Here is a 22166-nt window from a genome sequence, read left to right on the forward strand (position 1 = left end):
GGGGGGAGCAGCACCCTCCCGCCCGGTCGACCCACCCCCGTCAGGGGGGGGGGGGGAAAGAGGTGGGGGGGCCCCCCCCCCCCCCCCCCCCCCCCCGCCCCGGATCCCGCAGGCCCCGTACCGCTGCGTCACCCGACCGCGCCGTCCCGCTGGCACGCGGGCCCGGCGGGCGGCTTGCTGGTGCCATGACACAGGGAGCATCGGGGACGACCCGGGAACAGAACCTGAGCACTCCCAAGGCCGCAGGCCTGGCCGGGGTCGTCTTCGCCGTCCTGCTCGCCGCGGCGATGGTGCTCGCACGGCTCGCGCTGCCCGAAGGGGGCGGCGGCGACCAGGTGGAGATCGCCCCGGGCCGGCGGGGGGAGCTGCAGTGGGCGATGGAGCTCGTCCCGTTCGCCGGGATCGCGTTCCTGTGGTTCATGGGCGCGCTGCGCCAGCACACCGGGGACGCCGAGGACCGGTTCATCGCCACCGTCTTCCTGGGCAGCGGACTGGTCTTCGTCGCCTGCCTCTTCGGCGCCGTCGCGGCGGCCGGGACCGTGCTCGACGCCGAAGACCCCACGGGCTTCGGCCGGCATTTCGCGTACACGCTGCTCACGACGTACGGGATGCGGATGGCCGCCGTCTTCGTCCTCGCGACCTCGACCATCGGACGCAAGCTCGGGGTCTTCCCCAGGCCGCTGGTCATGGTCGGGACCGTGGCGGGGCTGCTCCTGCTGGTGGTCGGCTCCAACCTGCCCTGGTGCGAGCTCGTCTTCCCGGGCTGGGCCCTGCTCCTGAGCCTGTACATCCTGCGCGCCGCCCGCCGCACCCCGTGAACACTGCCCGGCCGTCACTCCAATGGCCTTGCCGGACGGGCCTTCCCGGTCCGCGCACCGCACGCTGGCCGGGAGTCGGAGGGGCCAACGAAAGGACCGGACCTTGCTGAGGCTTGTCGTCGATCTCAACCGGTGCCAGGGATACGCGCAGTGCGCCTTCCTCGCGCCCGACGTCTTCGCGATGCACGGAGACGAGGGCCTGCTCTACGACCCGCAGGCGGAGGACGCCCACCGCGAGCGGCTGGCCCAGGCGGTCGCCGCATGTCCCGTCCAGGCCATCCTCGTGGACGAACTGGACATGGCCGCGGCCGCACCCGGTGCCGCTCCCGGCGCCGGCAGCGGGGAGGCATCCCATGGCTGAGGCAGCTCTGGACCGGCTCAAGGCGGACGGCCGGATCGTCGTCGTCGGCGCCTCGCTCGCCGGTCTGCGCGGCGCCGAGACCCTGCGTGACAAGGGCTTCAAGGGCTCACTGACCATGATCGGCGACGAGCCGTACGAACCGTACGACCGCCCGCCCCTGTCGAAGCAGGCCCTGCTCGGCAAGGGCGCTGCCGAGCGCACCGCGCTGCCCCGCCGCCGCGAGATCGACGCGGAGTGGCGCCTCGGCGTACCGGCCAGCGGACTGGACATGGCGGCCAAGCGGGTCAAGCTGGCCGACGGCGACGAGGTGCCCTACGACCGGCTGCTGATCGCCACCGGCGTACGGGCCCGGCCCTGGCCGAACCCGGCCGAGGCGGAGCTCGACGGCGTGTTCGTCCTGCGGACCCGCGACGACGGCGCGGCGCTGGCCCGGCGGCTCGACGCCGGCCCCCGCCGGGTCCTGGTCATCGGCGCCGGGTTCACCGGTTCCGAGATCGCCTCCGCCTGCCGCGAACGCGGACTCGAGGTCACCGTCGCCGAACGCGGCGACGCGCCCCTCGTCGGCGCGCTGGGCGGGGTCATCGGCGCGGTCGCCGCCGAGATGCAGCGGGAGAACGGCGTCGACCTGCGCACCGGCGTCATGGTCACCGGCCTCGAAGGCGACTCCACCGGACGGGTCCGCGCCGCGCACTTCTCCGACGACACGTCCCTGGAGTGCGACGTCGTGGTCGTCTCGCTCGGCGCCCAGCGCAACACCGAGTGGCTGACCGGCTCCGGGCTCGGCGCAGGCCCCCGGGGCATCGCCTGCGACGCGGGCTGCCGGGCCTTCGACATCCGCGGCATCGTCACCGACGACATCTTCGTGGCGGGCGACGTCGCCCGCTCCCCGCACCCGCTGTTCGGCTACCAGTTCCTGTCGCTGGAGCACTGGGGCAACGCCGTCTCCCAGGCCGAGACCGCGGCCCACAACATGCTCAGCGAGAGCACCGAGCGCCGCCCCCACCTCTGGGTGCCGGCATTCTGGTCCACCCAGTTCGGGGTGAACATCAAGTCGGTCGGCGTGCCCTCGATGGGGACCGAGATCCTGATCGCGCAGGGTTCGCGCGCCGAGCGCCGCTTCACCGGCGTCTACGGCTACCAGGGCCGCGTCATCGGGGCGGTCACCTTCGACAACTCCCGCTGGCTGCAGTTCTACGAGCAGCAGATCGAGGCCACGGCGCCCTTCCCGCCGCCGTTCCCCACGGTCGACCGCCGCCCCGAAGGGCAAAAGCCCCTCCCCGCGGACTTCCCCGACCCGTCCGTGCCCACGCACGGGCCGACCATCACCCTCAGCGGATATTCGCCGGCCGACCGGCGGATGACGTTCACCCCCGCCGGGCACTAGGGGGCGTCGTCAAAGTCCCGTCTGGCCGGTGGGGCCCGGCACGCGCGCTCGCCGCGTTGTCGTCGGTCGACGACGCGAGCGTCGCCTCCCTCCTCCGCCTTGCGCTCACACGCACCAGACCCCGCCGGCCCCGCCCTCACGGGCGGACGACGCTACTTAGACGACACCCCCTAGGGGGCGTCCCCCTAACCCGCCCGCCCTCCGGAGGACCCGGCATGAAGCAAGGCATCCTGAGCGACATCCTCGACTACTCCAACCGAGCGAACCCGTACCCGCTGTACGAGGAGCTGCGCAAGACCCCGGTGTTCCACGACGGGGACGGCCCGTACGTCATCAGCAGGTACCACGACATCCAGAGCCTGCTGCACGACCCGCGGCTCAGCTCCGAGGCCCGCAACCTGGCCGCGACGGCCGGGGATCCGCTGGCCGAGAGCGAGGACGAGGGGGCCGCGGCCCTGCCGCCGAGCTTCCTGAAGCTGGACCCCCCGGAGCACGACCGGCTGCGCCGGATGACCAACCGCCCCTTCGGGCCGCCGCACTCCCCGCACCGCATCGACGGCATGCGCGACGACCTGAAGGCCATCGTCACCGGTCTCATCGACAACCTCGGCGACCCGGCCCGGATCGACCTGGTCGACCAGTTCGCCTACCCGTTCCCCGTCACCATGATCTGCCGGCTGCTCGGTGTGCCGCGCGAGGACGAGCCGCGCTTCCACGTCTGGGCCGACACCCTGGCCGCGAGCCTGGACCCCGACCCGGGCGCCGACCCGAAGGAGCGCGACAAGATCACCCACGACGCCCGGATGGAACTGGGCATGTACCTGGCCGGGCTGATCGAGGAGCGCCGCAAGAACCCCGGGGACGACATGCTCTCCCAACTGGCCGTCGGGCACGGCCAGGACGAGTCGATGAGCACGATGGAGCTGCTCAGTACGGCCGCCCTGCTGCTCATCGCGGGCCACGAGACCACCGTCAACCTGATCACCAACGGGATGCTCACGCTGCTGCGCAACCCGGACGCACTGAAGCAGCTGCGCGAGACGCCCGGGCTCGCGGTGCCGATGGTGGAGGAGCTGCTGCGCTTCGAGCCACCGGTGCAGCTGCTGCCGCAGCGCACCCCGCTCGTCGACATCGAGGTCCGCGGGGTGACCATTCCCAAGGGCTCCTCGATGTGGCTGATCCTCGCCTCCGGCAACCGGGACCCGGACCGCTTCGAGAACCCGGACCGCTTCGACCCCTACCGCAAGGACATCCAGCACCTGGGCCTCGGCAGCGGCATCCACAGCTGCTTCGGCGCCCCGCTGGCCAGGCTGGAGGCGCAGCTCGCGCTGAGCGAGCTGGCCCGCCGCCTGGAGAACCCGCGCCTGGTCGAGGACCCGCCGCCGTACCGGCAGAACGCGGTCCTGCGCGGCCCGCGCCACCTGCAGGTCACCTGCGACGGGATCCGCCCCTGAGGCAGCGGACCGGAGTCCGGCCGCCTGCGCAGAGGCGGCCGGCGGCGGTGGTCCGGACTAGGAGAGCTTGCCGTCGTAGTCCGGCAGCTTGAAGGTGCGCTCCGCGTGGCCGCCGACCAGGTCGCTGTTGTTGTTGCCGATGTTGGCGATGATCGTGTAGCCGCGGGCCTCGATCTCGGCGCGCTTGGCCGTCTTGTAGGTGCTGACCTCGCTGAAGAGGTCGGGCAGGTCGCGGACGTACAGGTCCGAGACGGGGTAGCCGACCGCCTCGAGGTTGTGCTCGGTGAGGGACTGGATGATCCCCGGGCGGGCGGTGACGAAGATGATGGCCACACCGCGCTCGTTGGCGTACCGGGTCAGGTCGCGGACCTCGGAGATCGCCGGGGTCGGGAACGTCCAGAACCAGTGGAAGTCCGTCTCCAGCGAGGAGTTGTCGATGTCGAGGACGATCGCGGGCTTCTCACCGGCGGGCGACCGGGCGATGCGCTGTTCGACGTACGGGCGGGCCGTGGCCATGACGGTGGAGACATCGCGCTTCCACTTGCCGTAGTCGATTCCGAGGATGAGTGCGTTGCCGCCGGGAGCGGAGGCCGTCGCCGCGGCCGGGGCGGCAGCCGGGGCCGGGGTGGGGACCGGGGCGGTCTGGGCGGAGGCGACGGGGGCCAGCATCAGGACGGCGGTGGCTGCGGCCGTGCCGGTGGCGGTTCCGAGCGTGCGGAAGCGGGCGCGGGTGCTGAGCATGTGGGGGCGCTCCTCAGGGGCTTCATTGGCTGAATTGGCATGTACGGGGCCAGAATCCGCATGGTTGCCGCCTCCTGTCTACTGACCGGTAGTTAAATTTTGGTGGCCGTCCCGGTTCACGTGGCGGTCCACCCCCCGTCGAGGGGGAGCGAGGCGCCGGTCAGGTAGCCGGCATGGGGCCCGCACAGCCACACCGCCGCCGCCGCGACCTCCTCGGGCTCGATGAGGCGCTTGATCGCGGACCGGGTGAGCAGCACCTCGGACAGCACGTCGCCGGGGCCGATGCCGTGCGCGGCGGCCTGCTGCTCGATCTGCGCCTCGACCAGGGGCGTGCGCACGTAGCCGGGGCTGATGCAGTTGCTGGTCACGCCGTACGGGGCGCTCTCGAGCGCAGTGACCTTGCTGAGCCCCTCCAGGCCGTGCTTGGCGGCGACGTAGGCGGACTTGTAGGCGCTGGCGCGCAGCCCGTGGACGCTGGAGATGTTGACCACCCGGCCCCAGCCGGCCGCGTACATGTGCGGCAGCACGTGGCGCAGCAGCAGGAACGGCGCGGTGACCATCACCTGCTGGATCCGGGCGAAGCGCTCGGCCGGGAAGTCCGTGATGGGGGCGACGTGTTGCAGGCCCGCGCTGTTGACCAGGACGTCCACCGCGGTGGGCAGCCCCTCGATCGCGGCCGGGTCGGCGAGGTCGACGACGTGCGCCTGCCCTCCGACCTGTGCGGCGACGCTCCGGGCCGACTCCTCGCCCATGTCGGCCACGTGCACGGTGGCGCCCGCCTCGGCCAGGGCGATCGCGCAGGCCCGGCCGATGCCGCTGCCGCCGCCGGTCACCAGTGCGACGCGCTCCCGCAGGAAAGGAAGTTGGCTCGTCATGGCTGAACAGTAGGGAGGGCGGGCAGCCGCGCCCATGGCGGCGCACACCAGACTCGGAGGCCCAGGTGTGGTGCTCGCCGCCATGTGCGTCGCCCTCAGCTGACGGCAGGCGTCAACGCCGCCCGGTGGAAAGGAAGTCGAGCAGCGTGCTGCTCGCGTCCAGTGCGGTGCTGACGGGGCCGAAGCCCGCGGGCGGCGCAACGGCCGAGCCGGGCCAGGTGTGGCCCGCGCCGTGCAGGACGAGCAGCCGTACGGTCGCCCCCGCGGGGCCGGGCTGCCAGGTGACGGAGTCGTAGCCGGGCTTGCCCTCCTCGGTGGGACCCCCGGCCCCGCCTGCGGCAGCGAACGCCTCCGCGCTCGCCCGGGCGGAGACGGTCGCAGTGACGGGTTCCTCCCCGGGGCCGGCCGGTCCGGGGCTGGGCAGGCCGGCCAGGGGCCGTACGGGGTCCTCGGCCCCGTAGACGATCAGTACGGGCACCGGCCCGGTGGGCTTCACGGCGGCGGCCCCGGTGGGGAGTTGACCGGAGACCGAGGCCGCGCCGGCGACCAGGTCCGGACGCTGCGCGGCCATCCGCAACGCCATGGAGCCGCCGTTGGAGAATCCGGCGACGTAGACCTGGTGCGGGTCGGCCCGGCCGGTGCGCACGAGCTCGGCGACCAGCGCCTCGGTGAACCGGACATCGGCGTCCGGATCCGGCCGCTGCGAGGTGGGAGCCGTGCCGGCGCCCCAGCCCTTGCCCAGGGCCTCGGGGTACACGAGGAGCATGCCGCGGGCCTCGGCGGCCCGGTCCAGGCCGCTCTGCTTCCGCAGGTTCTCGGCGTCGGCGCCGCGCCCGTGGAAGGCGATGAGGAGCGGCCGCGGTCCGCCGCCGTCCGCGGCGGGGCGGTGCATCAGGTACTCCCGGGTGCCGCCGTCGACGGTCAGCCGCTCCCGGCTGTCGACGGCGGATGCGGACGCGGACGCGGATGCGGACGCGTTCACGCTCGCGGTCGGCCCGGCGGCCGCGGGCGGCCGCGAGCCCGCCGTGCAGCCGGTGAGTGCGGCGGCCAGCGCGAGGCCGAGGGCCAGGGCGGCGGTGCGCGCGGTGTGCCGGGGGCGGTGGGCGGACGGCAACGAGGTCGAGGGGTTCGAGGTCGAGGAGTTCGGGGACATGGCGGGAGCACACCACCGACGCCCGTTCCCCGTCCAAGATCCATATTGATCTGGGATCGATCAATCTTCGATATCATTGCTGGCCGTGGACCTGATCCGGCATCTGCAGTGCTTCGTGGCTGTTGCAGAAGAAAGACATTTCGGCCGTGCCGCCGAGCTGCTCGGCATGGCTCAACCACCCCTGTCCCAGCGCATCCAGCGCCTGGAGCGCGAGCTCGGCGTGCGGCTCTTCGAACGCACCAGCCGCCAGGTGACGATCACCGCGGCCGGCACGATGCTGCTGGAGGACGCCCGCCTGCTGCTCGCCCGTGCGGACGCCCTCGCGGCCACCGCCCGCCGCATCCGGGACGGCGAGAGCGGACTCCTGCGCGCCGCACTGCCGCCGGATCTCGCCGGCGAGTCGATCGCCGCGATCCTGGCCGCCTTCCGGCAGCACCACCCCGGCGTGGAGCTGGAGCTGCACGAGTTGTCCACCGCCGAGCAGCTGGCCCGGTTCGCCTCCCGCGAGCTGGACGTCGGGTTGGTCCGGCACCCCTGCGACCTCGCCGGGCTGGAGCTCGGGCCGGTGCTGCGCCGCGAACTCGGCGTGCTGCTGCCCCGCGAGGCCCCGGCCGCCGCACTGGACGAGGTCCCCCTCGCCGCGCTCACCGGATACGGCCTGGTCCTCTTCCCGCGCGCCGAGGCCCCCGCCCTGCACGACGACGTACTGAACACCTGCGCCCGGGGCGGCTACACCCCCGCCACCGTCCGGCAGGGCCGCGGCCCGAGCTTCGTCCGCGGTCTCGTCCTCTCCGCGAACGCCGTGGCCTTCGCCCCGCGCGACACCGGGGCGGCCGATGCCGCGGCCCCGTACGCGGACATCGTCTGGCGGCCCCTCGCCGGCTCCCCGCTCGCCTGGCGCCACAGCGTCGCATGGCCGCAGGGCCGTGGCGACGCCGCCGTCGGCGCCTTCACCGAAGCGACCACGCGCGCCCTGTGGAACACTGCGGCGGTGACCGCCGACGTACCCGAACGGCCGCTCCACCTGCGCCCGGCAGCGGAGTACTGGCTGTGAACCACACCCTCCACCGCATCCGCGCAGCCTTCGCCGAAGCCGGCGTCACCGGCCGGCTGCACGCCGTGGACATCGATTCCGGTGCGGGGATCGATGCCGGCGCGGACCACCCGGTCGTCACCGCCAGCGTGCACAAGCTCTGCCTGCTCGTCGCCCTCCACCAGCATGCCGCGGCCGGCCGGGTGGACCTCGCCGAACAGGTCGAGTGTCCGCCGGGCGACCGCACCGCAGGCCCCACCGGACTGGCCGCGATGCTGGATCCCGTACGCATGTCCCTGCGCGACGCCGCGTACCTGATGACGGCCGTCAGCGACAACGCCGCCGCGGACCTGCTCCTCGCGCGCATAGGCATCGACGGCGTCAACGAGGCCATGGCCCGGCTCGGCCTCAACCGTACCTTCGCCGTCCACACCTTCCGCTCGCTCTTCGCCACCGTCCGGGAGGACGCGGGACCCGCCGGCGCCCGGGCCCTCGCCGATCCGCAGGTCATCGCCCGGCTCCGCGCCATCGACCCGGCCCACGGCAACCGCAGCACGCCCCGCGACATGACCCGGCTGCTCGCCGCCGTGTGGCGCGACGAGGCCTGCATCCCCGAACACGGCGCCGCGATCCGCCGACTGCTCGGACTCCAGGTGTGGCCCCACCGGATGGCCGCGGGATTCCCCTTCGACGACGTCCACGTCGCCGGGAAGACCGGCAGCCTGCCGACCGTGCGCAACGAGGTCGGTGTCATCGAATACCCCGACGGCGGCCGCTACGCCGTCGCCGTCTTCACCCGGGCCGCCAACCCCGCGGCCACCCTCCCCGCGGCCGACGCCGTGATCGGGGCCACCGCCCGCATCGCCGTCGACGCCCTGCGCGCGAGGTAGCCGATCCGGGGACCGGCGCCGGGCCGCCGGGCCCGGCCGCACGAGGCGCACGTACTCCGCAGGGAGTACGCCCGATCGGCCCGCCCGGCGGACGACGCCGGCGGGCCCGGCGGTCTAGCGTGGCCGCATGGCGGAGCGGCGGCGGGAGTACTGGGCGGAGCGCACGGGCGCCGGGCGGCTGCCCTGAAGGTCCTCGCTGCTCGTGGCCGTCTTCGCGCAGGCGGCCACCGGCTGGGTCCACCACCTCCAGCCCGACCGGGAGCCGGTCGGCGCGATCGGCCGGTTCCTGCTGCTCCTCGGCCCTGCCCTGCTGATCCTGCGGCACCGGTACCCGGTGCCCGTCGTCTACGGCGTCTGCGCGGTCACGCTGGCCTACCTCGCCGGCGGATACCCGTACGGCCCCGTCTTCATCAGCGTCGCCCTGGCCTGCTTCGCCGCCGTCGTCGCCGGACACCGCCATGCCGCCTGGGGCGCGGTGGGAGCCCTGTGGGCCGGCCATCTGCTCATCGGACACTGGCTGTACCGCTGGCTGCCCCCGCCCGGCGACGGCCCGGCGCCGTGGGGGACCGAGGGCGGCGTCACCGCCTGGGCGATCGCCGTACTCGCCGCCTCCGAGGTGGTCCGCGTACGCCGGGAGCAGTGGGCCCGGGACCGGGCCGAGCGGAAGGCTGCCGAGCGGCGCCGGGTGGACGAGGAGCGGCTGCGGATCGCCCGCGAGCTGCACGACGTACTCGCCCACAGCATCTCCGTGATCAACGTGCAGGCGGGCGTGGGCCTGGCCCTGCTCGACACGGACCCCGAGCAGGCCCGTACGGCGCTCACCACCATCAAGGCGGCCAGCAAGGAGGCGCTCGGCGAGGTCCGGCAGGTCCTGAACACCCTGCGCGCCCCCGGCGAGGCACCCCGCACGCCGGCCCCCGGACTCGACCGGCTCTCCGAACTGGTCGACCAGGCGGCCTCGGCCGGGCTCACCGTCTCGGTGGAGGGCGAGGCCGCGGGCCGGGGGCTGTCCCCGGGCACGGACCTCGCCGCGTTCCGGATCCTGCAGGAGGCGCTCACGAACGTGGTGCGCCACTCGGGCTCCCGGACCGCCAGGATCCGCATCGCCCGGCCGCCCGGCGCGCTCGAACTGCGCGTGGACGACGACGGGCCCGCCACCGGCGGCGACGCCGGCGGCAGCGGCACCGGCCTGATCGGGATGCGCGAGCGGGCCGCCGGGCAGGGCGGCACCATCGAGGCCGGACCCCGGCCTGACGGCGGCTTCCGGGTACTGGCCCGGCTCCCGCTGGGAACCGAGGAGGACCCGTGATCCGCGTACTGCTCGCCGACGACCAGGCACTCGTACGGGCCGGCTTCCGCGCGCTGCTCGACGCACAACCGGACATCGAGGTGGCGGGCGAGGCAGCCGACGGGGAGGAGGCCGTGCGGCTGGCGCGCGAACTGCGCCCGGACGTCGCCCTGATGGACATCCGCATGCCGGTGCTCGACGGCTTGGCCGCCACCGGCACGATCACCGGGGACCCGGGCCTGACCGCGGTGAGGGTGGTCATGCTGACCACCTTCGAGCTCGACGAGTACGTCTTCGAGGCGATCCGCTCCGGCGCGTCCGGCTTCCTGGTCAAGGACACGGAACCGGAGGAACTGCTGCGTGCCGTACGGGCCGTCGTGGCGGGCGACGCGCTGCTCTCACCCGGGGTCACGCGCCGGCTGATCGCGGAGTTCGCGGCCCGGTCGAAGGCGCCCGAGGCTGCGGCGGAGCTGGAGCGGCTGACCGAGCGGGAGCGCGAGGTGATGGCCCTGGTGGGCCTCGGTCTGTCCAACGAGGAGATCGCCCGCCGGCTGGTGGTCAGCCCGCTGACCGCGAAGACGCACGTCAGCCGGACCATGATCAAGCTCGGCGCCCGGGACCGGGCCCAGCTGGTGGTGCTGGCGTACGAGTCGGGGCTGGTCCGGCCCGGCTGGCTCGGCTGAAGCCACTCCCGCGGTGGCTACTCCCGCGGTCGTACCCGGACTGCCGCCGGCCGTACGACGACCCGGGCACCCTCCCGGGGCGAGTCTCGGAAGTGACGAGACAACCCCTTCCGAGGAGCTGAACCGAGATGAACACCCTGGCGTACGACGGGCCCGGCCCGTGGATCCTGTTCGTCCCGCTGATCTGGGCGGCCGTCGTCTTCGGCGTCGTCACGGTCCTGCGCCGTACGGTGTGGCGCGGCGGCCGCGGCCCGCGCGGACCGTGGGCCGCGACCCGGGGCTCGTACGGCGAGAACTCGCCGATCGCGATCCTGGGCCGCCGGTTCGCCACCGGCGAGATCGACGAGGACGAGTACTGGCGTCGGCTGTCGGTCCTCGACGAACAGTTCGGCCGCACCCGCCTCGACGGCAAGGGCGGCCCCGTCTGACCGCGCCGTCCGTGGCGCAAGCGCGACGGGGTGGAGGTCCGCACACCCGCGGACCTCCACCCCGTCCCGCGCTCACAGCACCCGGCGCATGCAGATCCGCGGCCAGCGGTCCAGGCCGTGTTCCGCTTCGCGGTCGCGGATGTCCTTCAGGCCGGGGCTGAGCTCCCCGTCGGCGAGCCGCTCGAAGCCGCAGCGGGCGTAGTACGGGGCGTTCCAGGGGACGTCCTCGAACGTGGTGAGGGTCAGCGCCGGTATGGACTCGGCTGCCGCCCGGACCGCCAGATGTTCCAGCAGCGCCCGGCCCATCCGGCGGCGCGCACCGTCCGGATGCACGGAGACCTGCTCGACGTGGAGGTTGCCGTCGACGCGGTCTGCGATGAGGTAAGCCAGCGGAGCATCGGCCTCCGTGACCGCGACCCAGGCCAGTCCGGCCCGCTGGTAGCGCGCGAGTTCGTCGAGCGGCAGCGGTTCGTCGTCGGCGATCTCCGGCATGCCGATGCCGCGGAAGCATTCCCCGGCCGCCCTCTCGATGGCCTGGAGGAGGGGCAGTTCATCGATGAGCACTGCTCGAATACGCATGGCGCCCATTGTCCCCGCCGGGCGTGCGCCGACCCCGTCGGGGCTGGCCCATCCACAGGCTGAGACGCCCATCTCGGCGCGGCTCGTTTCGGCCGGATCCCGGTGGGCATCCCGCCATTCCTCCCCTCGCCCGGCCGGGTGGCCCGGACCCCGGGTTACCGTCCCGCGATGTATTCGAACACGCAGACAGCCCACGCCCCTTCGCCCAGCCGTCGCGGCCTGCTCCGCGCTGCCGTGGCGGGCTCCGCGGCCGTGGGATCCGTCCTCACCCTCGGTTCCGCCTTCCCCGCCTCCGCCGCTCCTGCTCCCGCACCCGCCGCGCCGGAGACCGCGGGGAGGCCCGTCTCCCCGGAGGAGGCCCTGCGCCGGCTGACCGCCGGGAACCGGCGCTGGCGCACGTACCACCAGGAGCACCCGCACGAGTCGCCGTCCGTCCGGCTCCAACTCACCCGGTCCCAGCACCCCTTCGCGATCGTCCTCGGCTGCGTCGACTCCCGTGTCCCCCCGGAGCTCGTCTTCGACCAGGGGCTCGGCGACCTCCTGACCGTGCGCTCCGCGGGCGAGGTGCTCGACGAAGCCGTGCTCGGCAGCATTGCGTACGGGGTCCTGGAACTGGAGATCCCGCTGGTGACGGTCCTCGGCCACCAGTCCTGCGGCGCGGTCGGCGCCGCCGTCCACGCCGACGAGACCGGCGAGCAGCTGCCCGCGCACATCCAGTACCTGGCCGACCAGATCCGGCCCTCCATCGACCACGGCCGGCAGGGCGAGGCCCGTATCGCCGCCACCATCGACGCGCATGCCCGGCGCACCCGCGACCGGCTCGCCGCCGAACCCGACATCGCCCGCCGCATAGCCACCGGCAAGCTGGCCGTCGTCGCCGCCCGCTACGACCTCCGCGACCAGAGGGTCAGCGCCCTGGTGTAGACCGGGCTCCCCGGGGGCGCTGGAGCGCCGTCGTGCGCCCCTGGTGGAGAGGACCGGCCGGAGCCCACGCTGTAACCCGGTACACCCACCAGGACGGGGGTCATGGGCGATGTCGACGTCGATGGAGAACCAGGGGAAACCGATCACCACACACGACATGGTGGTGGTCCACCGGATGTTCCGGCGCGAGTTCCGGGCGGCGGCGGGCCGGGTGCGCGGGGTGCGCCACGGGAGCCGCGCGCAGGTCAGGCTCGTCGCCGACCGGCAGGCGCTGCTGCTGGACACCCTGCACCACCACCACGAGGGCGAGGACCGGCTGCTGTGGCCCAAGCTGGCCGAACGCGCACCCGGGCACGGCGAGTTGTGGAAGCGGATGCAGGGCCGGCACGCCGACCTGGCGGCCCGCCTCGCACGGGCGGACGCCCTGCTCGGGCCGTGGACGGCCGGCGGGGCGAGCGCCCGGGGAGAGGAGCTGGCCGCCGTGCTCGAGCAGGTGTCGCAGGCCGTGGAGGAGCACTTCGACCAGGAGGAAGGCGAGGCGCTGCCGCTCGTCCCGGAACTGGTGTCGCAGACGGAGTGGGACGAGATCGGCGACGCGGCCGTCGCCGCCGTACCCAAGAGCAAGCTGCTCACCGTCCTCGGAATGATCCTCAAGGACACGGACCCCGGGGAACAGATCCTGATCATGGCGCATCTGCCGCTGGCGCCCCGGGTGATCTGGCACGCCGTCGGGGAGCGCAACTTCCGACGGCTGGAAGAGCGCCTGGCGGCGGCGGTGGGACACGGCTAGGGGGTCTCCTTCGGATCACGCGGGTCAGGCGTGATCCGGAAGAACGGCCTAGGAGCGGTACACGCGCAGGTCCGAGACCTCGTACGACATCTCGGAGACGGCCGGGTCGGGCGCCGGGTGGTAGCGGCCCGCGCTCACCGACAGGTTCACGATGACGTACGCCCGCCAGCGCCGGCCCACCCCGCTGCGGTCGGCGAACGCGCGCGTGCCGTTCACCCACCAGACGACCGAGTTCGCTCCGAACTTGACCTTGAGGTCGACCCACGCGCCGGGCTGCACGGCGGCGTCGCGGAAGTAGTGCGATCCGCCGCCCCGGACGTGGTTGGAGAGTTCCAGGAGGTCCGGGTTGTCGGGGTGGTACTCGAAGACGTCGACCTCCTGGCCGCCGTCCCGCCAGGTCCAGATCGCGGGCCAGGCGCCGGCCGCCTCCGGCAGTCTGACGCGGGCTTCCAGCACGTCCTCCGCGCGCAGCTGGAACCCCTCGTCGCTGCCCTCGGTGGTGAGCAGGCCGGTGTCCCAGTTGCCGTCCGGCCGCCGGGTGGCGCGGAAGGTCCCGCTGCGGCTGTAGGCGGGATCGTCGGTCAGGTGATCGAGTTTGCTGTCGCCCGGATTGACCGGACCGCCGTCGGGATAGGCCCAGGACCGTCCGGCGACCCACCGGGACGTCGAGCCGAAGTCGGCAGAGAAGACGAGTGCGCCGGGGCGCCGGAACTTGGCGAGGAGTTGCGAGATCACTCCGCAGCTCTGCCCGCGGCGCGCCGTCCGCATTCCGGTGATCTTTACCCGATTGCCCCGGGACGGGGCACTTCGGGGCACCGGCGGCGCCCGCGGCGCACGCCGGTCAGGAGTCGGACTACTTGGCCCGCTCGGCGCGCTCCGCGTGCTTCTCCTTGATGCGGACCGCTTCCTTGCGGACCTCGGCCTGGGTCGAGCGCTCCTTCTGGAGCCACTCCGGGTTCTCCTGCTTCAGCGCGTCGATCTGCTCCGTGGTGAGGGCCTCGGTGACCCCGCCGCGCGCGAGACCGGCGATCGAGACGCCGAGCTTGGCCGCGACCACCGGCCGGGGGTGCGGGCCGGTGCGTCGCAGATCCTGCAGCCACTGGGGCGGCTCGGCCTGCAGCGCGTTGAGCTCGCTGCGGGTCACGACACCCTCCTGGAACTCAGCGGGGGTGGCTTCGAGGTACACACCCAGCTTCTTCGCCGCGGTGGCGGGCTTCATGGTCTGGGTGGTCTTGTGCGACGTCATGGGGTCAAGGGTATCGAGCGTGTGCGCTACTTCTGACCACGGCCGGTAATCTGGCCGGGTGACAGGCTCGGAAGCATCTCCTTCAACATCTCCTGCGTTCCGGCTCGCGTACGTCCCGGGAGTGACGCCCAGCAAGTGGGTGCGGATCTGGAACGAGCGCCTGCCCGACGTTCCGCTGACCCTCCTCCAGGTGTCCGCCGCCGAAGCCCCCGACATGCTCCGGGGCAGCGACGCCGACGCCGGGTTCGTGCGGCTGCCGATCGACCGGACGGGTCTGGCAGCGATCCCCCTCTACACCGAGACCACGGTCGTCGTGATCCCGAAGGACCACATCGTGGCCGCCGTGGAGGAGGTGTCCACGGAGGACCTCGCCGACGAGATCGTGCTGCACCCCCTCGACGACACCCTGGACTGGGAGAGCCTGCCCGGGCGGCCCGCGCTCGAGCGCCCCGCCACGACGGCGGACGCGATCGAGCTGGTGGCGGCCGGGATCGGCGTCCTCGTCGTCCCGCAGTCCCTCGCGCGGCTGCACCACCGCAAGGACCTCACGTACCGGACGGTCACGGACGCCCCCGAGTCCCGGGTCGCACTGTCGTTCCCGGACGGCGAACCCACCGACCTGGTCGAGGAGTTCATCGGGATCGTGCGCGGCCGGACCGTCAACAGCACGCGCGGCCGCGGCGGCCCGACCCCGCCGCAGCCGAAGCAGCGCAAGCGCCCCGAAGCGGCCGGCGCGGGGCGCAAGCCCACGGCCGGGAAGTCGGGCGGCAAGAACCCGCGCGGCGCCTCCGGTGGCTCCGGCGGAGCGAAGGGCGGGGCCAAGGGCGGCAAGAGCAGCAAGGGCGGCAAGCCCCGCCGCCGGCCGTAACCCCCGCCCGCCGGCCCGCACGGGTCGCTATGCGCCGATCCTGACCAGCGCGAGCGTGATGTTGTCGGGGCCGCCGGCGTCGATGGCGGCCTTCCACAGCTCGAACGCGGCCTTGCCGTCGTCGTGCACCCGCAGCAGCTCGTCGAGCTCCTCGGGCGGCACCGGGTCCGTCAGCCCGTCCGAGCACACCAGGTAGCGGGCTCCTGCGGACAGCGGCTCCGTCGAGACGTGGGGCGTGATCGCGCTGCGCCGGCGGGCGCCGCCGAGCGCCTGGGTCAGCAGGGACGTGGTGCGCTGCCCCGGTTCCAGCGGCGGATTGTCGTCCACGCTCAGCTGCCGGAGCTCCTCCGCGGTGGCGTCGAACACCCTGCTGTCGCCGACGTTGAAGGAGATCAGCGAGTCCTCCAGTATGACGGCGCCCGCGACCGTGGTGCCCATCGTGGCCAGCTGCGGATCGCTGTCGGCGGCCGCGTACACCGCCTGGTTGCACAGGACGAGCGCCTCGCGGACGGCTCCCTCGCTGTCCAAGGAGGGCCCGAGCATCGCGAGTTGGCGTGCGACCAGCGCGCTCGCCACCTCGCCCGCCGGCTGTCCGCCGATCCCGTCGGCGACCGCCACGACGAGCGGCGAGCCCATCGGGAACACGAGGGTCTGCGGATTGCGGGTCACACCGGCGCACAGCGTCCACGGCCCGACGACGAGGCTGTCCTCGTTGTGGTCCCGCACCAGCCCGGCATGGCTCAACGCGCTCACGGCTATGTACGTCATCGCACCCCCATTGTCGCGCCCCGCACCCGAAGCCGCCCTCGGAGCCGGACCGTCGGCGCCGCCGCCCGCGGGGCCCACCGTCACTCGGGCTCCCGGCCGCCGCGCAGGGTCTGCCGCTGCACGAGCCGGCTGATGTCCTTCGCGGTGACGATCCCCACCAGCCGGCCCCCGTCCACCACCAGGACCGGCAGCCCGGTCCCCGGGCGCAGCCCGTCCAGGGTCTCGACCAGCAGATCGTCCGGGGCGGCGACCGCGCACTGCGCCAGCGGGGTCGCGACGTCACGGGCGCGCAACGCGTCCCGCTGCGCATCTTGGATCCGGGCCAGCCCGCGCACGTGCACCACCCCGCTGGGGCGGCCGTCGAAATCGAGCAGCGGCAGTGTGGAATGCCGGGATTCCACGGCCACCTCGTCGATGAACTGCCGCACGCTCAGCCAGTCGGCGCCGGCCGCCACCGGGCTGGACATGGCATCGGCCACGCGCACGCCCTGCAGCCCCGTACGCAGCACGGAGCGCTGGCGCTCGGCGCCCGCGACGAACGCGATGAAGAGCCCGATGAAGACCAGCCACAGCCCGCTCGACGACCCGCGCAGGAAGGAGACCCAGCCCACGGCCGTCAGCAGCAGGCCCATGACCTGCCCGCTGCGCGAGGCCGCCCGCTCCGCCCGCTCCCTGTCGCCCGTACGCCACCACAGCAGCGCCTGCAGCACCCGCCCGCCGTCGAGCGGCGCGGCCGGCAGCAGGTTGAAGACGCCGAGGAACAGGTTCGTCCAGCCGAGCCACACCAGGACGGCTGCGGGCACCGCCCAGCCGAGCAGGGCGTGCAGCCCGATCCCAGCGCCGAGGGCGGCGCCGCCGAGCACCAGACTGATGAGCGGCCCGCTCACCGCCACCACGAAGGCCGCCGCGGCGGTCTGCGGCCGGCCCATCCTGGTCATCCCGCCCAGCGCCCACAGGGTGACGTCCTCGACGGAGATCTTCTTCCTGCGGGCGGTCGCGGCGTGCGCCGTCTCGTGCAGCAGCAGGCTGCCCATGAGCAGCAGGGCGCCCACGACACTGGCAGCGGTGTAGACGGCGTTCGAGCGCCCCGGAGTCCACACGGGGAGGGTCTGGCGGCCGAGCCCGTACGCGAAGAGCACCACCAGCAGCGGCACGCTCCAGTGCATGCGCAGCGGCACCCCGACGACACGTCCGATGGGGACCGAGCCGTTCATCTTCGTCTCCTGCCGGCTCGGCAGCGATTGACACCCCCATTGTCACTCCGGGGGCGGCGGACCCGCGCCGGGTGCCGCCCCGGCCCGCGGACGCGGACGGCAGGGGGGCACCCGGCGGGGCTCAGCCCTCCGTGGCGGCGGCCGGAGCGGCCAGGGCCTCGTCGAGCTCCCAGGCGTGGCGCTTGAACTCGCGCACGAAGTCGGTGTGGTCCTCCCACTGGCGGGCGATCCCGCGCAGCACGTCCCAGTGGTGCTCCACCGACTGGTCGATGACCCGGCGCAGCGCCGGCTCGGCCTCCGCCCGCTTCTCGAGGAGCCCCTTGACCGCCGAGGCCTCCAGCACCGCGTTGCGCAGTGCGCGCAGCGCGCGGGAGGTGTCGTCCATCGCGAAGCCGCGCTCGCTGCCGGTGGCCTCGTCGAACAGCGGGGTGAGGCGCGCCTCGATGAATGCGGTGATCCGCTCGAAGTGCTGCACGTCCATCGGGACTCCATCTCCTGCCGCGCGCGGTGCGGCCCGGCACGTCGGGTGTTGCTTCTGCTTTCCAGGCGTTCTGGCTCCGCCTGCATGGACGCAGAATATCCGTTGAAGATCGACCGCAGGATCGCCACAAGATCCGGGTCCGGTCCCGGAATTCCGGGAGGGTGATCCGCGGTATTCACCGTCGCTCCGCGTCCTCCTGGTGTTACCTTCCGTTCCGTCGGCGCGTGCGTCGCACTTTCGGTTGGGGGGCGGGGGAATGGTGAGCGCAACGGCGGAGCTCGGCCATGCGGAGGGGACCGACGCTTTTCTTCGGCACATGATCTGGCGGTATCCGGACCAGCGGCAGCCCGTGGTGGCGCTGCTCGGGCCCCGGCAGTCGGGCAAGACCACCATGCTCCGCTCCCTGTCCCAGGGGTGCGGCTCCACGGTGGTCCACGCCCACCTCGATTTCCACGAGAACCCGCTCGACCCGGTGTCCGCCGCCGCCCTGGTGGCCTTCCAGATGATGCGCGGCTGGGACACGCTGCGCCGCAGCCCCGTCTTCCACCGGTTCGCCCTCGGGCTGCTGGCCCTCAACGAGAACCTCGAGGCGGACCGCTCCCGGGCAACGGACCAGATCAAAGGCCTGATCCACCAGTACACGCGCAACACCCGCCGCGGCCGGTTCGCCGTCCGGCTGGAGGAGGCCGTGGACGCCACGGTCGACGTCGTGGTCACCGGGGCGCTCAGCCCGCTGGTGCAGGGGCAGGCGCGCGAAGTGGCCACGACCGTACGGGAACGGGCCCGGCCGGTGATCGGATCGCTGCTGCAGAGCACCGCGCGCTGGGGCCTGCGCGATGCACTGCGCTGGCACGTCGGCATCCCGGAGGCCGAGGCCGCGGGCTCCCTCGACGCGCTGATCAGACTGAGTTCCGCCTCCCGGTCGGCAGCGGTCGGGCCGCTGCTGGCCGCGTTCCTCGCCGACGCCAGGGACCAGGCGGAACGGCACCCGGCGCTGCGGTCCGAGTGCTCCTGCGAGCTGCCGGAGGAATACGCCGGGCGGGCCGCCCGGCACGACCACGCGTGGGTCCTCTTCGTGGACGGCGCCCAGACCCCGGCCGGCCGCCGGTTCCTCGCCGCACTCGTCGCGGCCCGCATACGCAACGAGCAGAACGAGCCGGGCTCCGGGTCGGCAGCCGACCCGCTCGTCGTCCTCGCCGCCTGCGACCAGTGGCAGCCGGAGTGGACCACCCGCTGGTGCGAGCCCTGGCGCACCACCCCGCTGCCGGACACCCCGCAGCGCCGCGTCCCCCTCCTCAGCCGGGCCACCCGGACGCGCTGGACCCGGCAGGACGAGGCCGGCGCCGGACCGGACCCCGCCTCGGCGGCGCACTACTGGTATCCCGTCTGGCTCGATCCGATGTCGCAGGAGCGGGTCTCGTACCTCACCGACGACGCCGCGCTCCTCGCCGCACCCGTTCCGGCGTCCGTCGTCCACGCCCTCACCGGCGGCCACTGGGGCGCGGCCATCGCCCTGCAGGAGCAGCGCGAGAGCACACCGCCGGACGCGGAGAGCGGCGTACCGGAAAGACCCCTGCCCGCCGCGCTCGACGCGAGCGGAAGACCGCTGTGGTCGCGGGCCCTGGAGACCGCCCTGCCCGAGGGGCTCGCCGCACCCGCCCCGGGTGGGACCAACCCGCCGCCCGTCCTCCTGGCGGCCGCCTACCTGGCCGACATGCGCACCGCCGACGACCCCCGCGTGCCGCCGGACATGGCGGACCTGCCGCGCAGCCTCGAGCTGTTACGCCGCCACCTGTGGGTCAGCACCTTCTTCCACCGCCCCTCCCGGATCCGGGAGGTCGGCTGGGGCGATGCGGACGGGCCCCCCGTACTGCATCCCTGGCTCAGCCGCTGCGCGCTCACCGCCCTCTCGGCCGCCGCCCCTGCCGCAGATCCCGCCGCGGCAGCGGAGGGGGAGCGGCCCGCCGACCCGTGGCACGACGTGTTCACCCGCCAGGCCCGGGCCCTGGCCTCCCTCGCCGCCGCCCACAACGGCTCGGGCTCCGCACGCGAGGAACAGCAGCTCTTCTACGACCTGGCCCTGGGCAAGTTCGCCCCCGTGGCCGAGGCGCTCGCCGACCGGTTCGACCGGGACCACCGCGCATGGGTGCGCCTTCTGGACTACCTGGCGTCGGCGCCGTGCCGTCTGGTCCACGAGCTGCCCGCGCCGGAGTCGTACGCGCTGCTCCTCGCCGGGATCGAGCAGACCGGCCGGGACGTCGTGGCGGTCGCCACGGCCAAGCTGCTGGCCCTGCTGTGGCTGTACAACGACCCCCTCACCGAGCGCAGCCGTCGCTGGGACGCCCAAATCGAAGAGGGCTTCGAACGGCTCGCGCACAACTCCCGTCTGCTCGACGTCAGCGCCCTCCAGCAGGCGGGCGCGCTGTTCGCCTGACCCCTCCGCGCCACGCCGCCGGCGTGGCGCGGGCGCACCGCAAGGAGTCCTCATGCCCGCAGGTGTACGCAACCCACGGCTCGGCCGGCTGCGCCGCCATCCCGTGCTCTCGCTGACGGCCGCCCTCCTGCTCCTGGCCGGTGCCGTGTTCGGCGGCACATGGGGCTACGGCGTGCTGTTCCCGCCCGCGCTGTCGTGCGGTCCCGGAATGACCGCCGCCGGCACGCCGTTGGCGTGCGTCGGCGTGAACCTCGACAGCACGCCCTTCACCAAGGGCGAACCCGCGCGCATGCGCAAGCTGGAGGACACGATCCGCACCGCCAACGAGGCGGTGCAGGGGAACTCCACCAGCGTGGTGCTGATGCTGAACCTCTCGCCCGTCGAAGACGTGGACACGCTGACCTACGAATCGCTCTACCACAACATCGAGGGCGCGATAGCCGCCGTATGGCGTGCCAACAACACGGCCGCGTACGGCAGTACACCCGGCGTGAAGCTGTACTTGGCCAACATGGGCAGCCAGTACGGGTCCTGGCAGCAGGCGGTCGCCAGCGTCAAGAAGAACGCCGCGGCCGAGCACATCTCGGCGGTCGTCGGCCTGGGCCAGAGCACCGAGCAGACCCGGCAGGCCGCCGCGGCCATCTCCGCCCGGCTGCACATCCCCGTCATCGGCTCGACGGTGACCGGCAATTCGATGAACCTGGACCCCGCGGACCCGGCCGGCAAGCGGACGATCCCCGACCTGTTCCGGGTCTCGCCCACCAACTCCGACTCCGTGATCGCGGCCAACCAGTACGTGTCGGGGCTGCGCCCGGCCGTGACCTCGCTCGCCGTGGTGGCCGACAGCGTCGCCGACGACGACTACACGGCCACGCTGGCGGCGGAGGCCAAGACGCGCTTCCAGGCGCCGGACCGCACGGTGACGGTGCTCCCGTACACCTCGCCCCGCAGCCTCCCGAGCGGCGCGGGCCGCCAGGACTACCTGATCCAGCAGTTCAACCTGATGCACGCCAACCTGTGCCAGGCCGCACCGTCCGTCGTGTACTTCGCCGGACGCGGCCGCGACCTCGGGGCGTTCGTGCAGAACTGGGTGCAGGGCGCGCCCTGCGGCATCCCGCAGCTGCGCATCCTGGTCGGGGACGACGCCTCCGAGGCCATCCGCGACGACGCCGTCCTCAAGGGCGTCGCCTCCGGCCGGGTGACGGTCGCGTACACGGGCCTGGCCAGTCCGGACGAGTGGGGCACCGAATGCCCCGGATCGGACGCCAAGCGCAACTACGACCAGTTCTGGTCGGCGTTCACAGGGCGCCCCGACCCGTGCACGAAGCAGCCCCTGGCCACCACGCAGTCCGGCACGGCACCCCTGGCCTTCGACCCGGCGGACCTGGCCAGCGGCCAGGCGATGCTCACGCACGACGCCGCCGTCGCCGCGATCAGCGCGGCCCGCCACGACGAGGCGGGCCTGAAGAACCCGGGGCTGGAGACCGGCATCCTGCACCAGTTCTACTGCGCGCAGATGCTCCCGGGGGCGAGCGGCTGGCTCTCGTTCGGCGCCGACGGCAACCCGGTCGGCAAGCCCGCTCCCATCGTCCAGCTCAACCCGGACGGGACGACGAAGACGGTCACCCTCACCTGGCCGAGTTCCGCCCCCAACCTGAGCCTGCCCCAGCGCGGCGGCACTGGGGCCCCGGGCTGCTGACGAGGCGGCGGCCACGGAACCCGGTCCACTGACAGGAGGTGTCAGTGGACCGGTC

Annotated in this window: 23 protein-coding genes; 14 read left to right on the forward strand and 9 right to left on the reverse strand. The window is 73.4% G+C overall.

What is annotated here, in order from left to right; translation table 11 throughout:
* Nucleotides 1-185: 185 nt before the first annotated feature.
* From ACZ49B_RS13180 to ACZ49B_RS13195, 4 genes are all read left to right on the forward strand, one after another.
* Nucleotides 186-818 (forward strand): hypothetical protein, encoded by a 633-nt coding sequence (locus tag ACZ49B_RS13180; protein ID WP_468304392.1) that lies wholly within the window; start codon nt 186-188, stop codon nt 816-818.
* A 106-nt stretch (nt 819-924) separates the two neighbouring features.
* Nucleotides 925-1179: a ferredoxin gene (locus tag ACZ49B_RS13185; protein ID WP_468304868.1), complete on the forward strand. Its 255-nt coding sequence runs from the start codon at nt 925-927 to the stop codon at nt 1177-1179.
* Nucleotides 1172-2563 carry an NAD(P)/FAD-dependent oxidoreductase gene (locus ACZ49B_RS13190; RefSeq protein ID WP_468304395.1) on the forward strand — a complete coding sequence of 464 codons (1392 nt, stop codon included), beginning with the start codon at nt 1172-1174 and terminating at the stop codon, nt 2561-2563. The genes ACZ49B_RS13185 and ACZ49B_RS13190 overlap by 8 nt, the downstream gene beginning before the upstream one ends.
* Nucleotides 2564-2778: 215 nt before the next feature.
* Complete coding sequence (locus ACZ49B_RS13195; RefSeq protein WP_468304397.1) at nt 2779-4017, forward strand: cytochrome P450; 1239 nt, start codon at nt 2779-2781, stop codon at nt 4015-4017.
* A gap of 57 nt (nt 4018-4074) precedes the next feature.
* Here the strand turns inward: ACZ49B_RS13195 and ACZ49B_RS13200 are convergent, their stop codons facing one another.
* From ACZ49B_RS13200 to ACZ49B_RS13210, 3 genes are all read right to left on the reverse strand, one after another.
* Nucleotides 4075-4758, reverse strand: a complete 684-nt coding sequence (locus tag ACZ49B_RS13200; protein WP_468304400.1) for an HAD family acid phosphatase — start codon at nt 4756-4758, stop codon at nt 4075-4077.
* Between the two features lie 116 nt (nt 4759-4874).
* Entirely contained in the window at nt 4875-5633 is a 759-nt protein-coding gene (locus tag ACZ49B_RS13205) for a 3-hydroxybutyrate dehydrogenase (RefSeq protein WP_468304402.1), read from the reverse strand.
* A 112-nt stretch (nt 5634-5745) separates the two neighbouring features.
* Nucleotides 5746-6786: a CE1 family esterase gene (locus ACZ49B_RS13210; RefSeq protein ID WP_468304405.1), complete on the reverse strand. Its 1041-nt coding sequence runs from the start codon at nt 6784-6786 to the stop codon at nt 5746-5748.
* A gap of 85 nt (nt 6787-6871) precedes the next feature.
* Here ACZ49B_RS13210 and ACZ49B_RS13215 point away from each other — a divergent pair, with 85 nt between their 5' ends.
* The 5 genes from ACZ49B_RS13215 to ACZ49B_RS13235 all read left to right on the forward strand — a co-directional run bounded on the left by ACZ49B_RS13215 (nt 6872) and on the right by ACZ49B_RS13235 (nt 11108).
* Complete coding sequence (locus ACZ49B_RS13215) at nt 6872-7840, forward strand: LysR family transcriptional regulator (protein ID WP_468304408.1); 969 nt, start codon at nt 6872-6874, stop codon at nt 7838-7840.
* A complete protein-coding gene (locus ACZ49B_RS13220) occupies nt 7837-8709 on the forward strand; it encodes a serine hydrolase (protein WP_468304411.1) in 873 nt (290 codons plus the stop codon). Before ACZ49B_RS13215 ends, ACZ49B_RS13220 begins: the two co-directional genes overlap by 4 nt.
* A gap of 202 nt (nt 8710-8911) precedes the next feature.
* Nucleotides 8912-10018, forward strand: a complete 1107-nt coding sequence (locus tag ACZ49B_RS13225; protein ID WP_468304414.1) for a sensor histidine kinase — start codon at nt 8912-8914, stop codon at nt 10016-10018.
* A complete protein-coding gene (locus tag ACZ49B_RS13230; protein WP_468304417.1) occupies nt 10015-10680 on the forward strand; it encodes a response regulator in 666 nt (221 codons plus the stop codon). The genes ACZ49B_RS13225 and ACZ49B_RS13230 overlap by 4 nt, the downstream gene beginning before the upstream one ends.
* Nucleotides 10681-10808: 128 nt before the next feature.
* Nucleotides 10809-11108, forward strand: coding sequence for an SHOCT domain-containing protein (locus ACZ49B_RS13235; RefSeq protein ID WP_468304419.1), 300 nt, complete (start codon nt 10809-10811; stop codon nt 11106-11108).
* A 72-nt stretch (nt 11109-11180) separates the two neighbouring features.
* Here the strand turns inward: ACZ49B_RS13235 and ACZ49B_RS13240 are convergent, their stop codons facing one another.
* Nucleotides 11181-11687: a GNAT family N-acetyltransferase gene (locus ACZ49B_RS13240; RefSeq protein ID WP_468304422.1), complete on the reverse strand. Its 507-nt coding sequence runs from the start codon at nt 11685-11687 to the stop codon at nt 11181-11183.
* 168 nt (nt 11688-11855) lie between these two features.
* Between ACZ49B_RS13240 and ACZ49B_RS13245 the strand changes: the two genes are divergently transcribed.
* The gene (locus ACZ49B_RS13245; RefSeq protein ID WP_468304425.1) at nt 11856-12611 is read left to right on the forward strand and encodes a carbonic anhydrase; all 756 of its coding nucleotides are present in this window, start codon (nt 11856-11858) and stop codon (nt 12609-12611) included.
* Nucleotides 12612-12720: 109 nt separating this feature from the next.
* Nucleotides 12721-13401, forward strand: coding sequence for a hemerythrin domain-containing protein (locus ACZ49B_RS13250; protein ID WP_468304428.1), 681 nt, complete (start codon nt 12721-12723; stop codon nt 13399-13401).
* A gap of 48 nt (nt 13402-13449) precedes the next feature.
* Here the strand turns inward: ACZ49B_RS13250 and ACZ49B_RS13255 are convergent, their stop codons facing one another.
* Nucleotides 13450-14169 carry a beta-glucanase gene (locus tag ACZ49B_RS13255; RefSeq protein ID WP_468304431.1) on the reverse strand — a complete coding sequence of 240 codons (720 nt, stop codon included), beginning with the start codon at nt 14167-14169 and terminating at the stop codon, nt 13450-13452.
* Between the two features lie 85 nt (nt 14170-14254).
* Nucleotides 14255-14647: a DUF5997 family protein gene (locus ACZ49B_RS13260; protein WP_468304434.1), complete on the reverse strand. Its 393-nt coding sequence runs from the start codon at nt 14645-14647 to the stop codon at nt 14255-14257.
* A gap of 58 nt (nt 14648-14705) precedes the next feature.
* Between ACZ49B_RS13260 and ACZ49B_RS13265 the strand changes: the two genes are divergently transcribed.
* Nucleotides 14706-15515 (forward strand): LysR family substrate-binding domain-containing protein, encoded by an 810-nt coding sequence (locus ACZ49B_RS13265; RefSeq protein ID WP_468304437.1) that lies wholly within the window; start codon nt 14706-14708, stop codon nt 15513-15515.
* A gap of 27 nt (nt 15516-15542) precedes the next feature.
* Here the strand turns inward: ACZ49B_RS13265 and ACZ49B_RS13270 are convergent, their stop codons facing one another.
* The 3 genes from ACZ49B_RS13270 to ACZ49B_RS13280 form a co-directional block, all read right to left on the reverse strand.
* Nucleotides 15543-16283, reverse strand: a complete 741-nt coding sequence (locus ACZ49B_RS13270; RefSeq protein ID WP_468304440.1) for a PP2C family protein-serine/threonine phosphatase — start codon at nt 16281-16283, stop codon at nt 15543-15545.
* 80 nt (nt 16284-16363) lie between these two features.
* Nucleotides 16364-17497: a site-2 protease family protein gene (locus tag ACZ49B_RS13275; protein ID WP_468304443.1), complete on the reverse strand. Its 1134-nt coding sequence runs from the start codon at nt 17495-17497 to the stop codon at nt 16364-16366.
* Between the two features lie 121 nt (nt 17498-17618).
* The gene (locus tag ACZ49B_RS13280; RefSeq protein WP_468304446.1) at nt 17619-17978 is read right to left on the reverse strand and encodes a hypothetical protein; all 360 of its coding nucleotides are present in this window, start codon (nt 17976-17978) and stop codon (nt 17619-17621) included.
* Nucleotides 17979-18294: 316 nt separating this feature from the next.
* Here ACZ49B_RS13280 and ACZ49B_RS13285 point away from each other — a divergent pair, with 316 nt between their 5' ends.
* Together ACZ49B_RS13285 and ACZ49B_RS13290 are read left to right on the forward strand one after the other, a co-directional pair.
* Nucleotides 18295-20412: a hypothetical protein gene (locus ACZ49B_RS13285; protein ID WP_468304449.1), complete on the forward strand. Its 2118-nt coding sequence runs from the start codon at nt 18295-18297 to the stop codon at nt 20410-20412.
* A 52-nt stretch (nt 20413-20464) separates the two neighbouring features.
* Nucleotides 20465-22111, forward strand: a complete 1647-nt coding sequence (locus tag ACZ49B_RS13290) for an ABC transporter substrate-binding protein (protein ID WP_468304452.1) — start codon at nt 20465-20467, stop codon at nt 22109-22111.
* Nucleotides 22112-22166 lie beyond the last annotated feature (55 nt).

The organism is Streptomyces sp. NPDC031132, assembly GCF_055570595.1.

What these genes read in the sequence shown, in the direction of transcription:
- ACZ49B_RS13210 (WP_468304405.1), bottom strand. Translation starts at nt 6,786, where the DNA reads ATGTCCCCGAACTCCTCGACCTCGAACCCCTCGACCTCGTTGCCGTCC.
- ACZ49B_RS13235 (WP_468304419.1), top strand. Translation starts at nt 10,809, where the DNA reads ATGAACACCCTGGCGTACGACGGGCCCGGCCCGTGGATCCTGTTCGTC.
- ACZ49B_RS13195 (WP_468304397.1), top strand. Translation starts at nt 2,779, where the DNA reads ATGAAGCAAGGCATCCTGAGCGACATCCTCGACTACTCCAACCGAGCG.
- ACZ49B_RS13200 (WP_468304400.1), bottom strand. Translation starts at nt 4,758, where the DNA reads ATGCTCAGCACCCGCGCCCGCTTCCGCACGCTCGGAACCGCCACCGGC.
- ACZ49B_RS13255 (WP_468304431.1), bottom strand. Translation starts at nt 14,169, where the DNA reads ATGCGGACGGCGCGCCGCGGGCAGAGCTGCGGAGTGATCTCGCAACTC.
- ACZ49B_RS13250 (WP_468304428.1), top strand. Translation starts at nt 12,721, where the DNA reads ATGTCGACGTCGATGGAGAACCAGGGGAAACCGATCACCACACACGAC.
- ACZ49B_RS13240 (WP_468304422.1), bottom strand. Translation starts at nt 11,687, where the DNA reads ATGCGTATTCGAGCAGTGCTCATCGATGAACTGCCCCTCCTCCAGGCC.
- ACZ49B_RS13280 (WP_468304446.1), bottom strand. Translation starts at nt 17,978, where the DNA reads ATGGACGTGCAGCACTTCGAGCGGATCACCGCATTCATCGAGGCGCGC.
- ACZ49B_RS13270 (WP_468304440.1), bottom strand. Translation starts at nt 16,283, where the DNA reads ATGACGTACATAGCCGTGAGCGCGTTGAGCCATGCCGGGCTGGTGCGG.
- ACZ49B_RS13245 (WP_468304425.1), top strand. Translation starts at nt 11,856, where the DNA reads ATGTATTCGAACACGCAGACAGCCCACGCCCCTTCGCCCAGCCGTCGC.
- ACZ49B_RS13205 (WP_468304402.1), bottom strand. Translation starts at nt 5,633, where the DNA reads ATGACGAGCCAACTTCCTTTCCTGCGGGAGCGCGTCGCACTGGTGACC.
- ACZ49B_RS13275 (WP_468304443.1), bottom strand. Translation starts at nt 17,497, where the DNA reads ATGAACGGCTCGGTCCCCATCGGACGTGTCGTCGGGGTGCCGCTGCGC.
- ACZ49B_RS13190 (WP_468304395.1), top strand. Translation starts at nt 1,172, where the DNA reads ATGGCTGAGGCAGCTCTGGACCGGCTCAAGGCGGACGGCCGGATCGTC.
- ACZ49B_RS13290 (WP_468304452.1), top strand. Translation starts at nt 20,465, where the DNA reads ATGCCCGCAGGTGTACGCAACCCACGGCTCGGCCGGCTGCGCCGCCAT.
- ACZ49B_RS13285 (WP_468304449.1), top strand. Translation starts at nt 18,295, where the DNA reads ATGATCTGGCGGTATCCGGACCAGCGGCAGCCCGTGGTGGCGCTGCTC.
- ACZ49B_RS13180 (WP_468304392.1), top strand. Translation starts at nt 186, where the DNA reads ATGACACAGGGAGCATCGGGGACGACCCGGGAACAGAACCTGAGCACT.
- ACZ49B_RS13260 (WP_468304434.1), bottom strand. Translation starts at nt 14,647, where the DNA reads ATGACGTCGCACAAGACCACCCAGACCATGAAGCCCGCCACCGCGGCG.